Genomic DNA, 13793 nt, shown 5'->3' with positions numbered 1-13793 from the left:
GGTTCCGGCGCCCCCCGCAGGACAGCAGGACCGCCGCGCCGCCCGCCGCGAGGAGGGCGGGGGCGCCCGTCCGCGACGCAGGGAGTCGTCGAGTCGCCGCCCGTGTGTCACACGGTGGGCCGGTTCCAGCCGCCGAGCCGTGACCTGCGGGCCGTGTCCGCCGGGCTGCGGCCCGCGGGCCGCGCCGTCCTACGCGACCACCCGCCCGTTCAGCACCACCCGGCGCGGGTCCGCCAGCACCCGTACGTCCGCGCGCGGGTCGGAGGCGTAGACGACGAGGTCGGCCGGGGCCCCCTCGTCCAGTGCGGGGCGTCCGAGCCAGGCGCGGGCCGCCCAGGTGCCGGCCGCGAGGGCGTCGACGGGCGGGATGCCGGCAGCGACGAGTTCGGCGACCTCGGCCGCCGCGAGGCCGTGCGGGAGGCTGCCGCCCGCGTCCGTACCGACGAAGACGGGAAGGCCGGCGTCGTAGGCGGAGCGCACGGTGTCGTAGCGGCGCTCGTGGAGCCGGCGCATATGGGCCGACCAGCGCGGGAACCGGGACTCGCCGCCGTCGGCGAGGGCCGGGAAGGTGGCGATGTTGACGAGGGTCGGGACGATCGCCACGCCCCGTTCGGCGAACAGCGGGATGGTCTCGTCGGTCAGGCCCGTCGCGTGCTCGACGCAGTCGATGCCGGCCTCGACCAGGTCCCGCAGGGAGTCCTCGGCGAAGCAGTGCGCGGTGACCCGGGCGCCCAGCCGGTGCGCCTCGGCGATCGCCGCCTCGACGGCGCCGCGCGGCCAGCAGGCCGACAGGTCGCCGAGGTCGCGGTCGATCCAGTCGCCGACGAGCTTCACCCAGCCGTCGCCGCGCCGGGCCTCCCGGGCGACGTACGCGACGAGGTCCTCGGGTTCGACCTCCCAGGCGTAGCCCCGGATGTAGCGGCGGGTGCGGGCGATGTGCCGGCCGGCCCGGACGATCTTCGGGAGGTCGTCGCGGTCGTCGGTCCAGCGGGTGTCGGAGGGTGATCCCGCGTCCCGCAGCAGCAGGGCCCCGGCGTCCCGGTCGGTGAGCGCCTGCTTCTCGGCGACGTCCTCGGGCACCGCGCCGTGCCGGTCGAGGCCCACATGGCAGTGGGCGTCGACCAGTCCGGGCAGCACCCAGCCCTCGACGGCCGTCACGTCGCGGGCGCCGGCGGGACGGTCGTAGGAGATCCGGCCGTCGACCACCCACAGTTCGTCGCGGACCTGGTCCTCGTCCGGTCCGACGAGGACCCGCCCCTTCACGTGCAGCACCGCGCGTTCGCTCATGCGCAGCACTGTAGTGAGCCGCTACGGGGAGGTGCCGGTCCGGTCGGAGGTCTCCTTCTCCACGTCCGCCATGGCGGGGTCGAGGAGCCGGGAGAGGAAGTGGCGGGTGCGTTCGTGCCGTGGGGCGCCGATGACCTGCTCGGGGGTGCCGTCCTCGACGATCACCCCGCCGTCCATGAAGACGACCCGGTCGGCGACCTCGCGGGCGAAGGTCATCTCGTGGGTGACGACCATCATCGTCATGCCCTCGTCGGCGAGCATCCGCATCACCGCGAGGACGTCGCCGACCAGCTCGGGGTCGAGCGCCGAGGTCGGCTCGTCGAACAGCATCACCTCGGGCCCCATCGCCAGCGCGCGGGCGATGGCGACGCGCTGCTGCTGGCCGCCGGAGAGGGAGGACGGGTAGGCGTCCGCCTTCTCCGCGAGGCCGACCCGCTCCAGGTTCGCGGCGGCGGTCCGGGCGGCCTGCGCCTTGCCCCGCCTCAGTACCCGGCGCTGCGGCAGGGTGAGGTTCTCGGTGACGGTGAGGTGCGGGAACAGGTTGAACTGCTGGAAGACCATGCCGATCCGGCGGCGGGCGGCGTCGATGTCGACGTCCGGGTCGGTGAGTTCCGTACCGCCGACGTACACCTGGCCCTCGGTGGGCTCCTCGAGCAGGTTCACGCACCGGAGCAGGGTCGACTTGCCCGAGCCGGACGGCCCGATCACGCAGACGACCTCGCCCCGGCGGATCTCCAGGTCGATGCCGCGCAGCACCTCGTTGCTGCCGAACGACTTGTGCAGCCCGCCGACCAGGATCTCCGGATTACCGGGCCGGCCCTTCGGCTGCTCGCCGGGCTGCTTGTCCGGTCGGCTCATGTGACGGCCTCCTGGGCCTTGGCCTCCATACGGCGTACGACGAAGCCGAGCGGGATGGTGATCAGCAGGTAGCACAGGCCGGCGACCAGGATCGGGGTGGAGTTGGCGGTCTGGCTGGCCAGGTCGCGGCCGTACTTGGACAGTTCGCGCTCCTCCAGCGTGACACCGAGGAACAGCACCAGCGAGGAGTCCTTGAAGAGCAGGACGAGTTCGTTGGTGAGCGGCGGCAGGATGATCCGGAACGCCTGCGGGATGATGATCGAGACCATGGCCCGCGCGGGCGAGAAGCCCAGTGAACGGGCCGCCTCCATCTGCCCCTTGGGCACCGCCTGGATGCCCGCGCGGATCGTCTCGGCCATGTAGGCGGCGGCCACCAGGCCGAGCGCGAGGGCGACCTTGCCGTAGGTGCCGCCGATGATCTCGGTGCCGGGGAAGGCGAGCGGCACGGCCACGCCGATGAAGATGAAGATCAGCAGGGCGGGCAGACCGCGGAAGATCTCGATGTAGATGCCCGCCAGCCAGCGGTACGGGCCGACCGACGACAGCCGCATCAGCGCGACGACCATGCCGAGGGCCAGCCCGACGGCGAAGCCGGTCACCGTGTAGAGCACCGTGTTCTTCAGTGCCAGGGTGATGATCTCCGGGAACATCCGCTCGGCGATGTCGGCCTGCGCGAACTGGTTCTGCAGCCTGCCCCAGTCCGCCGAGACCGCGAAGACGATCACGGCGGCGGCGAAGACGACGTACTGGGCGCCGCGCGACAGCCGGCGCTTCTGGCTCCGGGTGAGCCCCTTCTTCCTCAGCTCCGGGGGCACCTTCGTGTCGGCCATCGGATCAGGATGCGGCCGGCGAGGCGGCGGACTCGTCGTACGGGCCGATCCACTGCTCGTACAGCTTCTTGTACGTGCCGTCCTCCTTGGCGTCCGAGAGCGCCTTGTTGATGGCCTTCTGCAGCGCGGCGTTGCCCTTCTTCACCGTGAAGCCGTACTGCTCGCCGGTGTCGAGGTTGTCGACGACCTCGTAGGCGTCGGCGGTGGCCTTGTCCTTGAGCCAGCCCTGGACCACCGGGAAGTCGATGACGACGGCCTTCACCTGGCCGGCGCGCAGGCCGTTGAGGACGGCGTCGGAGGACTCGAAGGAGACCGGGTCGAAGCCCTCCCCCTTGACGTAGTCCTCGCCGGTGGTCTGCGCCTGGGCGCCGAGCTCGACGTTCTTCGACTTCACGTCGGCGAGCGAGGTGACGCCGGCCGACTTGTCGACGAGGACGGCCTGGGTGGCGTTGAAGTACGGGTCCGAGAAGTCGACGTTCTTCTTGCGCTCGTCGGTGATGGTCATACCGGCCGCGGCCAGGTCGCACTCACCGGAGTTGAGGAAGGCGCCGGTCTTGAAGTTCTCGAACGGCGTGTCGAGGATCTCCTGCTTCACTTCCAGGTCCTCGGCGACGAGGTCGACCAGGGCCACGTCGAAGCCCTGCACCTTGCCGTCGATCTCCGACTGGAAGGGCGGGTACGGGAGGTGGGTGCAGGTGGTGAGCTGCCCCGCCCTGGCGAGTTCGACGCCGCCGGCCACGGTCCTGGAGGCGCTGCCGTCCCCGTCGTCGGTGGAGGTGCAGGCGGTCAGGAGCACCAGCCCGGCCGTCGCGGTGGTGGCGGCCAGGACGCGGGTCCTGCGGCCGAGGAGCGTCTTCACTGAGGCCTCCTGGTAGGGAACAGGCGAGGTTCCGATTATAAGGAGAAGTTTGGGTTCCTCAAACCAAACCGATGGCTACGGCATCGCCCGGCCTGGGAACCGGGCGTCGGGCCGGGCCCTCGGACGCCGGGCCGGGCTGCCCTCCGGGGGGCCGGATACGCTCGAGCCCGTCGGAACCCGTAGAGCCGCGATCTGGAGAGCACCCCCGTGAGCACCCACCCCTTCCTCGGTCTGGCCCCGCTGAGCACCGCACACTTCGCCTCGATCGAGGACGGTGTGGCGCGGCTGCTGAACACCACGCAGGACGTCGTGATCATGCAGGGCGAGGCGTTGCTGCCGCTGGAGGGCGCGATCCGCGCGGCCGCCGGACCCGGCACGACCGCGCTGAACGTCGTCACGGGCCCGTACGGGCAGACCTTCGGCGACTGGCTGCGGGACTGCGGCGCCACGGTGATCGACCTGACGGTGCCGTTCCACACGGCGGTGACGGCCGGGCAAATCCGCGAGGCCTTCGCCGCGCACCCGGAGATCGACTTCGTCTCCCTGGTGCACGCGGAGGCGGCCACCGGCAACACCAACCCGGTCGCGGAGATCGGCGAGGCGGTGCGGGCGCACGGGGCGCTGTTCTACCTGGACGCGGTGGCGTCGATCGGGGCGGAGCCGGTGCTCCCGGACGCGTGGGGTGTGGATCTGTGCGTGATCGGGGCCCAGAAGGCGATGGGCGGCCCGGCCGGCGTGTCGGCGGTGTCGGTGAGCGGGCGGGCATGGGCCCGGATGGCGGCGAACCCGCGGGCACCGCGTCACTCGTACCTGTCCCTGCTGGACTGGAAGCAGCGCTGGATCGACGGGGGCCGCACGGCGTTGCCGCACGCGCCGGCGCAACTGGAGATGCTGGCGCTGGAGGCGTGCGTGGAGCGTATCGAGGCCGTGGGCCTGGACGCGGTGACGGCACGGCACGCGGCGGCCGCGGCGGCGACCCGGGCGGGTGCACTCGCACTGGGCGGCGGCCTGGAGCCGTACGTCCACGACGCGGCCCAGGCGGCCCCGGTCGCCACGACCCTGCGGGCCCCGTCGGGCTCGGTGGCCTCCGGTCTGGTGGCGCGCGCCCTGGCCGTGGACCCTGCGCCGCCCCTGGCCGCGGGGGGCGGGGCACTGGCCGGCGAGATGATCCGCGTCAACCACTACGGCCCCGACGCGACCCGGGGTGCGGTCCGGGCGAGCCTGACGGCCCTGGGCACGGCGCTGGCGGATCAGGGCCTGACGGTGGACGTACCCGGGGCCCTGCGGGCCGCCGACCGCGGCTGGCACCGACCGGGGTCCGGGCAGTCGGCGGGCGAGTAACCGGAGCGTGAATTCCATGGGATTACCAGAAGCCCTCGAGGGGTATTCCCCTCCCTCTTCTCCCGCTTATTTCAATATTACTTTCCAGGGCAGCTTCCCATCTTCTTCTGCCCGCTTTTTTGAAGCGTAAACACATCGATTCGGGCAGGCGGGAGCAGCACGCCCGGGCCGCCCTCACGGGAGTTACACACTTGTGACCGGCTCCACAAAGTGTCCGCTTCGCGGCTTAAGTACTACCCAAAAAGGGGCATTCCGCCAGGCTTCCACTTGCGGCCTCACGCCCGCGCGATAACATAGACGAGTCGCTCAGGTAACCCCGGCAGCCGATGCAATTTCGAATTTACCTGGGTAAGTTCAATTCACATGACTGCCGCACAAGCAGACCCGCAAATCGACCGCCCCGCCCTGGCGGACGGAGCCGCGCTGTGGCGGATAGCAAGGGACTCGAAAACCCTCGACCTGAACTCGTCGTACAGCTATCTCCTGTGGTGCCGGGACTTCGCCGCCACATCCGCCGTCGCGCGTGACGCCGGCGGGGAGCCGATCGGCTTCGTCACCGGCTACGTACGGCCGGACAGCCCGCACACCCTGCTCGTCTGGCAGGTCGCGGTGGACGAGACGCACCGCGGCCGTGGCCTGGCCGCCGCTCTGCTCGACGGTCTGGTCGCACGGACCATCGCGGAACACGGAGTGACCACCGTGGAGACCACCATCACACCGGGGAACACCGCGTCCGAGCGCCTGTTCACCGCGTTCGCCGAGCGCCACGGGGCCCGGCTGGAGCGCGAGGTGCTGTTCGAGGCGGAGCAGTTCCCCGACGGGCCGCACGACCCCGAGGTCCTGTACCGCATCGGTCCCCTCTCCCCCTGACCGCCGGCCCCGCGCGCAGGGGCCCGTGCGTCACTCCGCTTCCCCCTGACTCCCTCTGACCTCCCACGCCACCGAGGAGCGATTCGTCGTGACCATCACCCAGCCCGATCTGAGCGTCTTCGAGACCCTCGAGTCCGAGGTACGCAGCTACTGCCGCGGCTGGCCCACCGTGTTCGACCGCGCGCACGGCAGCCGCATGTACGACGAGGACGGCCACGAGTACCTCGACTTCTTCGCCGGAGCCGGATCACTCAACTACGGCCACAACAACCCCGTACTGAAACGAGCCCTGATCGACTACCTGGAGCGGGACGGCGTCACGCACGGGCTCGACATGTCGACCACCGCCAAACGCGTGTTCCTGGAGTCCCTCCAGAACTGGATCCTGCGTCCGCGCGACCTGCCGTACAAGGTCATGTTCCCGGGCCCGACCGGCACCAACGCCGTGGAGTCGGCGCTGAAGCTGGCCCGGAAGGTGAAGGGCCGCGAGGCGATCGTCTCGTTCACCAACGCCTTCCACGGCATGTCGCTGGGCTCGCTCGCCGTCACCGGCAACGCCTTCAAGCGCGCCGGCGCGGGCATTCCGCTGGTGCACGGCACACCGATGCCGTTCGACAACTACTTCGACGGCCAGGTCCCCGACTTCCTGTGGTTCGAGCGGCTGCTGGAGGACCAGGGCTCCGGCCTCAACAAGCCCGCCGCGGTGATCGTCGAGACCGTGCAGGGCGAGGGCGGCATCAACGTCGCCCGGACCGAGTGGCTGCGGGCCCTGGCCGAGCTGTGCGAACGCCAGGACATGCTGCTGATCGTCGACGACATCCAGATGGGCTGTGGCCGCACCGGCGCCTTCTTCTCCTTCGAGGAGGCCGGCATCACGCCCGACATCGTCACGGTGTCCAAGTCGATCAGCGGCTACGGACTGCCGATGTCGCTGTGCCTGTTCAAGCCCGAGCTGGACGTCTGGGAGCCGGGCGAGCACAACGGCACCTTCCGCGGCAACAACCCCGCCTTCGTCACGGCGACCGCCGCCCTGGAGGCGTACTGGGCCGACGGGTCGGCGATGGAGAAGCAGACCCGCGCCCGCGGCGAGCAGGTCGAGCAGGCGATGGCCGCCATCGCCGAGGAGAACCCCGCCGACGTGAAGGAGTACCGCGGTCGCGGGCTCGTGTGGGGCATGGAGTTCCACGACAAGGCGCGGGCCGGGCGCATCGCCGCGCGCGCCTTCGAGCTCGGGCTGCTGATCGAGACGTCCGGCCCGGAGAGCGAGGTCGTCAAGCTGCTCCCGGCCCTGACGATCACCCCGGAAGAGCTGGACGAGGGACTGACCACGCTGGCCCGCGCCGTCCGCGAGACCGCCTGACCGCCCCGACCGCCCCGACCGCCCGGAGGACCGCCGGAATGATCCGGCCGATCCGGGCCACCCGGACCAGGGTGACCACCTGAATCGTCTGCTGAACCGTCCGGGTCCCGGGCCTCGGCCCGGGACCCGGACGGCCCGCAGGCAGTACCAGCACCACCACCGAGGAGGCATCGCAGCACCGTGATTGTCCGTTCCTTCAAGGAGATCGAGGGTACCGACCGGCACGTGAAGTCCGCGTCCGGTACCTGGGAGAGCAAGCGCATCGTCCTCGCCAAGGAGAACGTGGGCTTCTCCCTGCACGAGACCGTCCTGTACGCCGGTACGGAGACATCGATGTGGTACGCGAACCACATCGAGGCCGTCGTCTGTGTGGAGGGCGAGGCAGAACTCACCGACCACGAATCCGGGCTGACGCACACGATCACGCCCGGAACGATGTACCTCCTCGACGGGCACGAGAAGCACACGCTGCGGGTCAAGAAGGACTTCCGCTGCCTCTGCGTCTTCAACCCGCCCGTCACCGGACGGGAGGACCACGACGAGAACGGCGTATACCCGCTGCTCACCGAGGAGGTGTGAGGTTTCCATGACCACCGCTACCACCAGTACCCAGACACACGTCCCCGACCTCTATCCCACCCGGGGCCACACCGAGGTGCTCACCCCTCGGCAGGACCCGGTCGTCTGGGGCGCCCCCGACGCCCCCGGCCCGATCGCTCCGGTCGACCTCGGCTCGTTCGAGCGTGACGGCTTCCTCGCCATCGATCAGCTGATCACCGACGACGAGGTCGCCGTCTACCGGGACGAACTGAACCGGCTGGTCTCCGACCCGGCGATCCGGGCCGACGACCGGTCGATCGTCGAGCCGCAGTCCAAGGAGATCCGGTCCGTCTTCGAGGTCCACCGGATCAGCGAGGTGTTCGCGCGGCTCGTGCGCGACGAACGCGTCGTCGGCCGGGCCCGGCAGATCCTCGGCTCCGACGTCTACGTCCACCAGTCGCGGATCAACGTCAAGCCGGGTTTCGGGGCCAGTGGCTTCTACTGGCACTCGGACTTCGAGACCTGGCACGCCGAGGACGGTCTGCCGCGGATGCGGACGGTGTCCGTGTCGATCGCGCTCACCGAGAACTTCGACACCAACGGCGGCCTCATGATCATGCCGGGGTCGCACAAGACGTTCCTCGGGTGCGCGGGGGCCACGCCGAAGGACAACTACAAGAAGTCGCTGCAGATGCAGGACGCGGGCACGCCCTCCGACGAGGGGCTGACCTCGCTGGCGTCCGAGTACGGCATCAAGCTGTTCACCGGCAGGGCCGGCTCGGCGACCTGGTTCGACTGCAACTGCATGCACGGCTCCGGGGACAACATCACGCCGTTCCCGCGCAGCAACGTGTTCGTCGTGTTCAACAGCGTCGACAACACGGCCGTGGAGCCGTTCGCGGCGCCGGTCCGGCGGCCCGACTACATCGGGGCCCGGGACTTCACTCCGGTGAGGTGAGCACATCGGCGTGAGCTCGCCGGCGTGAACGGGCCGGCGAGGCCATGACCGCGGGCCGGGCCTCCTCGTGTGGGACGGGAGGCACCGGCCCGCTGCCGTGGGCGCGGGCCGGCTCAGCCGGGCAGCGCCTCCAGCAGCCGGTCCACGTCCGCCGGGGTGTTGTAGAGGTGGAAGGACGCCCGCAGATGGCCCGCCCGGTCGGACAGGGCCAGGCCCGCCCTGCTCAACTCCGGCTGGAGACGGCCCAGGCCCGGCACGGACACGATCGCCGAACCGGGCGAGTCCACGGGCCCGTGGCCCCGCGCGACGAGCCCCGCGCGGAAGCGGTCGGCGAGGGCCACGTCGTGGGCGTGGACGGCGCCCACCCCGATCTCCTCGACGAGTTCGAGTGAGCTCCGCAGCCCCGCGTAGGTGAAGAGGGCGGGGCTCACGTCGAACCGGCGGGCGGAGCGGGCGAGTTCGGCGACGGGTCCGTAGCAGCTGTTCCAGGGCTCCTCCGCCGCGGCCCACCCCGCCTGTACGGGGACCAGGTCCCCGAAGTCCTCCGGTACGGTCAGGAAGGCTCCGCCGTGCGGGCCCAGCAGCCACTTGTAGACGATGGTGACGGAGTAGTCGAAGGCACCGGCCTCGACCGGCAGCCAGCCGATCGCCTGGGAGAAGTCGACGTAGGTGCGTGCTCCGTGCTCCCGGGCCGCCTCGCGCAGCGCGGGCAGATCGGCGATCCGGCCGTCGGCGGACTGCACGGCGCTGAAGGCGACGAGAGCGGTCTCGGGGCCGACGGATTCGGCGAGCCGCTCCAGCGGCACGGCCCGCACCGTGAGGTCGCCGCGGACGTGGAACGGGTTGAGCACCGACGCGAAGTCGTTCTCGACGGTGATCACCTCGGCCCCCGGCCGCAGTGAGGCCGCGATCAGCCCGGTGTACAGGGTGACGGTCGCCCCGACCGCCACCCGCTCGACGGGGACGCCGGCCAGCCGGGCGTACGCGGCCCGGCTCGCCTCGACGTCGTCGTACAGCGGATCCAGCGGACCCCCCTCGGCCCTCAGTCGCGCGGCACCCTCGAGGGCGGTCACGGTGCGGGCGGGCAGGAGGGCGTTGGCGGCGGTGTTCAGGAAGGTGTTCTTCGGGGTGAACTCGGCACGGACGAGATGCTCGAAGGTCTCCATGGGATCACTCTGCGGTCCCAGGCTCTCCCCGTCCATCGGCCTGTTCTGCATGGAACCGCGAAGGAACCCTTATGAGTACGCCCTGACCTGCGAGGACGAACGAAGGCAGCAGCGCTGCCGGGCGTGGATCGGCGGTGGGGGCACGGCCGGTTCGGATCGTGGGCGCGGCCGGTTCAGGTCTGCGGGACCGCGCAGCCGTCGGGACCGCAGGCCGCCGCGTCACCCTCGACGGTCCTCAGCGGCGTCCGCTCGCCCCAGGCCCGGGTCAGCGCCTGGGTGAACACCTCGGCGGGCTGGGCGCCGGAGACTCCGTACGTGCGGTCGAGGACGAAGAAGGGCACGCCCCGCGCGCCGAGTTCCGCGGCCTCCCGCTGGTCCTCGCGCACCTCGGCGGCGTACGCCTGCGGGTCGGGCTGCGCCGGTGCCGAGGCCGGTGGCGGTGGCGAGTTCGAGGAGGCGGTCGTCGTCGCCGAACACGGACCGCTCCTCGGCGAAGTTCGCCGTGTGGAGCAGGTCGAGAAGCTCCACCTGACGTCCCTTCTCGCGGGCGAAGTGGAGCAGGCGGTGCATGTCGAAGGGCCGGGCGGACCGCGAGGGGCCCGTCCGGCGGGTCGTGCCGGACGGGCCCCTGCGGCTGCCTGCCGTGCGCGGTCAGCGCTCCAGCCGGCCGTTGAACCGGCGCGGCAGCCCCTGCGGGTTGTCGTCGCGCAGTTCCGGCGGCAGGAGGGCCTGCGGGCTGTTCTGGTAGGCGACGGGACGCAGCCAGCGCTCGATGGCGGTGCCGCCGACCGAGGTGGAGGTGGAGGTCGTCGCCGGGTAGGGGCCGCCGTGGTGCTGGGCCGGGGCGACCGCGACACCGGTCGGCCAGGCGTTGACCAGCACCCGGCCGGCGAGCGGGGTCAGCTCGCCGAGGATCTCCGCGCCCCGCCCCCGGCCCGCGCCCTCCTCCTCGGAGAGGTGGACGGTGGCGGTGAGGTTGCCGGGGAGGCGGGAGAGGACGGAGCGGACCTCGGCGTCGTCCTCGTAGCGGACCAGGACGGTGACCGGGCCGAAGCACTCCTCCAGGAGCAGGTCGTGCTCGCCCTCCGTGGCGAGCCTGCTCGCCGGGACGGTGAGGAAGCCGGCACTGACGGTGTGCTCGCCGCCCGCGCCGGGCGTCACCGGGGACTCCACGCCGGGCAGCTGGGCCCGCTCGGCGACCCCGGCGACGAAGTTGTCGCGCATGCGGTGGTCGAGCAGGACACCGGGGTCGGTGTCGCTGACGGCGTCGGTCAGGGACTTGACCAGGCGGTCGCCGGCCGCGCCCGCCGGGGCGAGGACGAGCCCCGGCTTCACGCAGAACTGGCCGACGCCGAGCGTCATCGACCCGGCGAGCCCGGCGCCGATCGCCTCGGCGCGCTCGGCGGCGGCGGCCTCCGTGACGAGGACCGGGTTCAGGGAGCCCAGCTCGCCGTGGAACGGGATGGGGACCGGGCGGGCGGCCGCCGCGTCGAAGAGGGCCCGGCCGCCGCGTACCGAACCGGTGAAGCCGGCCGCCGCGACCAGCGGGTGCCGGACCAGCTCGACGCCGGCCTCGAAGCCGTGCACCAGGCCGAGCACGCCCTCGGGGATGCCGTGCAGGGCCGCCGCCCGGCGCAGCACCCTGGCGGCCAGCTCGGACAGGCCGGGGTGGTCGGGGTGGGCCTTGACGACCACGGGACAGCCGGCCGCGAGGGCGCTCGCGGTGTCGCCGCCGGGGACGGAGAAGGCGAAGGGGAAGTTGGAGGCAGAGTAGACGGCGACGACGCCCAGCGGGACCTTGTAGCGGCGCAGGTCCGGGACGGGCGGGGTCGCGGTGTCGTCGGGGTGGTTGATGACGACGCCGAGGAAGGCGCCCTCGTCGACGATGTCGGCGAAGGCCCGCAACTGGTAGCAGGTGCGGGCCAGTTCGCCGGTGAGACGGACCGGGCCGAGAGCGGTCTCGGCGTCGGCGACCTCGACGAGCGTGTCCTTGGCCGCCTCGAGTTCGTCGGCGGCCGAGCGCAGGAAGGAGGAGCGCACGGTCCGGTCGGCCAGCGCGCCCCGCGCCTCGTGGGCGGCCCGGACCGTGGCGTCCACCTCCTGGGCCGTGGCCTCCACCGCGACCTGTTCCCGCTGCTTCCCGGTTCGGGGGTCGACACTCCAGACTGGTGCTGCTGCCACCGCGAGTCCTTCCGCTTGACTGCCGCTTGCAATGCCGCAGTATGTACGTCGTCCACCAGGAGTGTTCTATATACTGAACGCTGTCTCTGATGATGAATAGGCTGTTGGAGACTATAACTTCAGCTTCTCGTCGAACGAAGGGTCAAGGGCATGTCGGCTGGCGAGACGGGCGGCGGCGCGCAGGTCAAGTCCGCGGTGCGGACCGTTGAACTGCTCGAGTACTTCGCCGGGCGCCCCGGCATGCATTCCCTGGCGGCGGTCCAGGAAGCCGTCGGGTACCCCAAGTCGAGCCTCTACATGCTGCTGCGCACCCTCGTCGACCTCGGCTGGGTGGAGACGGACTCGACGGGCACGCGGTACGGCATCGGCGTGAGGGCACTGCTCGTGGGCACGTCGTACATCGACGGGGACGAGGTCGTGGCGGCGGCCCGGCCCACGCTGGACCGGCTGTCGGACGACACCACGGAGACGATCCACCTCGCCCGGCTCGACGGCACCAACGTGGTGTACCTGGCCACCCGGCAGTCGCAGCACTACCTGCGCCCGTTCACCCGGGTCGGCCGCCGGCTGCCCGCGCACTCGACGTCGCTCGGCAAGGCACTGCTGAGCACGTACACGGACGAGCAGGTGCGCAAGATGCTCCCCCAGCCACTGCCCGCCCTCACCGAGCACACGGTCACCGACCGGGAGAAGCTCATCGAGGAACTGCACCAGGTACGGGAGCAGGGCATCGCGGTGGACCGCGAGGAGAACACGCTGGGGCTGCGCTGCTTCGGTGTGGCGATCCCGTACCGCACACCCGCACGGGACGCGATCAGCTGCTCGGTGCCGGTCGCCCGGCTCACCCCCGCGCACGAGCAGATGGTCAAGGACGCGTTGTTCGACGCGCGCGACCGGCTGACGCTGGCCACCCGGAGGCTCTGACCGCGGCCGGCCCACAGGTCGCCCTGCGCACGGTGCACGACAGTGATCTGCCGGTCCTCCACCGGCAGTCGAACGCCCCGGAGGCGCTGTGAACGGCGGCCTTCACCGCCGAGGACCCGGCCCGCCGGGAGGCCTTCGAGACCCGCCGGGCCCGTCTTCGCACCGCGCCGGACGCCGTCGTGCGCACGGTGCCGCGCGACGGCGACGTGGTGGGGCACACGGTGGTGTACGGGACTGCGGGCGAGCGCGAGGCGACGTACCGGGCCGACCGGGCGTACCGGGGCAGGGGCGTCGCCACCGCCGCCCTGCGCGCCCTGCCGGCCGAGGTGACCGAGCGTCCGCCGCACACGCGTATGGCCGCCGGCGACGCGGGGCCGCCACGGGTCCCGGAGAAGTGCGGTTTCCGGGTCGTCGCGCGGGAGACCAGGTACGCGCCGCCCCGGGGCGCCGGGACCGACGGACCCGCCCTCGCCGTCGTGCCGGCCGGCTGAACGGCTTTCCCCTGCGCCCGGTCGGCGAGCGGCGGGTCTCGTGCGACGCGTTCGCCGAGGCGCTGAACCTTTCCGGCCGGGCAGCCGTCTGTACCGGTGACGGGCCGCCCCCCTCCCCCCGGGGGCGG

At 71.7% G+C, this 13793-nt stretch carries 13 protein-coding genes and 1 pseudogene; 7 read left to right on the top strand and 7 right to left on the bottom strand.

Translation table 11 applies throughout. The features are described 5' to 3' along the window. Positions 1 to 189: 189 nt before the first annotated feature. The 4 genes from TU30_RS08040 to TU30_RS08025 are packed head-to-tail and all read right to left on the bottom strand — an operon-like array spanning position 190 to position 3834. The gene (locus TU30_RS08040; protein WP_042166645.1) at positions 190 to 1287 is read right to left on the bottom strand and encodes an amidohydrolase family protein; all 1098 of its coding nucleotides are present in this window, start codon (positions 1285 to 1287) and stop codon (positions 190 to 192) included. Positions 1288 to 1308: 21 nt separating this feature from the next. Beyond that, positions 1309 to 2145 carry an amino acid ABC transporter ATP-binding protein gene (locus TU30_RS08035; RefSeq protein ID WP_042166381.1) on the bottom strand — a complete coding sequence of 279 codons (837 nt, stop codon included), beginning with the start codon at positions 2143 to 2145 and terminating at the stop codon, positions 1309 to 1311. Then, complete coding sequence (locus TU30_RS08030) at positions 2142 to 2975, bottom strand: amino acid ABC transporter permease (RefSeq protein ID WP_042166379.1); 834 nt, start codon at positions 2973 to 2975, stop codon at positions 2142 to 2144. The genes TU30_RS08035 and TU30_RS08030 overlap by 4 nt, the downstream gene beginning before the upstream one ends. 4 nt (positions 2976 to 2979) lie before the next feature. Beyond that, entirely contained in the window at positions 2980 to 3834 is an 855-nt protein-coding gene (locus tag TU30_RS08025; RefSeq protein WP_042166377.1) for a transporter substrate-binding domain-containing protein, read from the bottom strand. A gap of 207 nt (positions 3835 to 4041) precedes the next feature. Between TU30_RS08025 and TU30_RS08020 the strand changes: the two genes are divergently transcribed. The 5 genes from TU30_RS08020 to thpD all read left to right on the top strand — a co-directional run bounded on the left by TU30_RS08020 (position 4042) and on the right by thpD (position 8903). Then, complete coding sequence (locus TU30_RS08020) at positions 4042 to 5175, top strand: alanine--glyoxylate aminotransferase family protein (protein WP_042166375.1); 1134 nt, start codon at positions 4042 to 4044, stop codon at positions 5173 to 5175. Positions 5176 to 5538: 363 nt separating this feature from the next. Beyond that, positions 5539 to 6045, top strand: coding sequence for a diaminobutyrate acetyltransferase (gene ectA / locus TU30_RS08015; protein WP_042166373.1), 507 nt, complete (start codon positions 5539 to 5541; stop codon positions 6043 to 6045). Between the two features lie 88 nt (positions 6046 to 6133). Beyond that, a complete protein-coding gene (ectB, locus tag TU30_RS08010; RefSeq protein ID WP_042166371.1) occupies positions 6134 to 7405 on the top strand; it encodes a diaminobutyrate--2-oxoglutarate transaminase in 1272 nt (423 codons plus the stop codon). Between the two features lie 180 nt (positions 7406 to 7585). After that, a complete protein-coding gene (locus TU30_RS08005) occupies positions 7586 to 7984 on the top strand; it encodes an ectoine synthase (protein ID WP_042166369.1) in 399 nt (132 codons plus the stop codon). A 7-nt stretch (positions 7985 to 7991) separates the two neighbouring features. After that, on the top strand, positions 7992 to 8903 hold the full coding sequence (gene thpD, locus TU30_RS08000; protein WP_042166367.1) for an ectoine hydroxylase: 912 nt from the start codon (positions 7992 to 7994) through the stop codon (positions 8901 to 8903). 113 nt (positions 8904 to 9016) lie between these two features. On the opposite strand, the gene TU30_RS07995 is transcribed toward thpD, so the two are convergent. The 3 genes and pseudogenes from TU30_RS07995 to TU30_RS07985 all read right to left on the bottom strand — a co-directional run bounded on the left by TU30_RS07995 (position 9017) and on the right by TU30_RS07985 (position 12250). Beyond that, on the bottom strand, positions 9017 to 10069 hold the full coding sequence (locus TU30_RS07995) for an aminotransferase class V-fold PLP-dependent enzyme (RefSeq protein ID WP_042166365.1): 1053 nt from the start codon (positions 10067 to 10069) through the stop codon (positions 9017 to 9019). 173 nt (positions 10070 to 10242) lie between these two features. Further along, a pseudogene (locus tag TU30_RS07990) lies at positions 10243 to 10654 on the bottom strand (DsbA family protein); the annotation flags it as partial. A 66-nt stretch (positions 10655 to 10720) separates the two neighbouring features. Further along, positions 10721 to 12250: an aldehyde dehydrogenase (NADP(+)) gene (locus TU30_RS07985; RefSeq protein ID WP_078878169.1), complete on the bottom strand. Its 1530-nt coding sequence runs from the start codon at positions 12248 to 12250 to the stop codon at positions 10721 to 10723. 150 nt (positions 12251 to 12400) lie between these two features. Here TU30_RS07985 and TU30_RS07980 point away from each other — a divergent pair, with 150 nt between their 5' ends. Both TU30_RS07980 and TU30_RS38240 read left to right on the top strand, forming a co-directional pair. After that, positions 12401 to 13174 carry an IclR family transcriptional regulator gene (locus TU30_RS07980; RefSeq protein ID WP_042166360.1) on the top strand — a complete coding sequence of 258 codons (774 nt, stop codon included), beginning with the start codon at positions 12401 to 12403 and terminating at the stop codon, positions 13172 to 13174. 179 nt (positions 13175 to 13353) lie between these two features. Further along, on the top strand, positions 13354 to 13665 hold the full coding sequence (locus TU30_RS38240) for a GNAT family N-acetyltransferase (protein WP_370626584.1): 312 nt from the start codon (positions 13354 to 13356) through the stop codon (positions 13663 to 13665). The last annotated feature ends 128 nt before the right edge of the window (positions 13666 to 13793 follow it).

The organism is Streptomyces sp. NBRC 110035, assembly GCF_000829695.1.
Taxonomy (GTDB): domain Bacteria; phylum Actinomycetota; class Actinomycetes; order Streptomycetales; family Streptomycetaceae; genus Streptomyces.
The sequence above is the reverse complement of the archived record's forward strand: the minus strand, read 5'-3'. Positions and strand labels throughout refer to the sequence as shown.

Excerpts from the sequence above, each read along its gene's own strand:
- TU30_RS08040 (WP_042166645.1), bottom strand. The coding sequence starts at position 1,287 with ATGAGCGAACGCGCGGTGCTGCACGTGAAGGGGCGGGTCCTCGTCGGA.
- TU30_RS08035 (WP_042166381.1), bottom strand. The coding sequence starts at position 2,145 with ATGAGCCGACCGGACAAGCAGCCCGGCGAGCAGCCGAAGGGCCGGCCC.
- TU30_RS08030 (WP_042166379.1), bottom strand. The coding sequence starts at position 2,975 with ATGGCCGACACGAAGGTGCCCCCGGAGCTGAGGAAGAAGGGGCTCACC.
- ectA (WP_042166373.1), top strand. The coding sequence starts at position 5,539 with ATGACTGCCGCACAAGCAGACCCGCAAATCGACCGCCCCGCCCTGGCG.
- thpD (WP_042166367.1), top strand. The coding sequence starts at position 7,992 with ATGACCACCGCTACCACCAGTACCCAGACACACGTCCCCGACCTCTAT.
- TU30_RS07995 (WP_042166365.1), bottom strand. The coding sequence starts at position 10,069 with ATGGAGACCTTCGAGCATCTCGTCCGTGCCGAGTTCACCCCGAAGAAC.
- TU30_RS07980 (WP_042166360.1), top strand. The coding sequence starts at position 12,401 with ATGTCGGCTGGCGAGACGGGCGGCGGCGCGCAGGTCAAGTCCGCGGTG.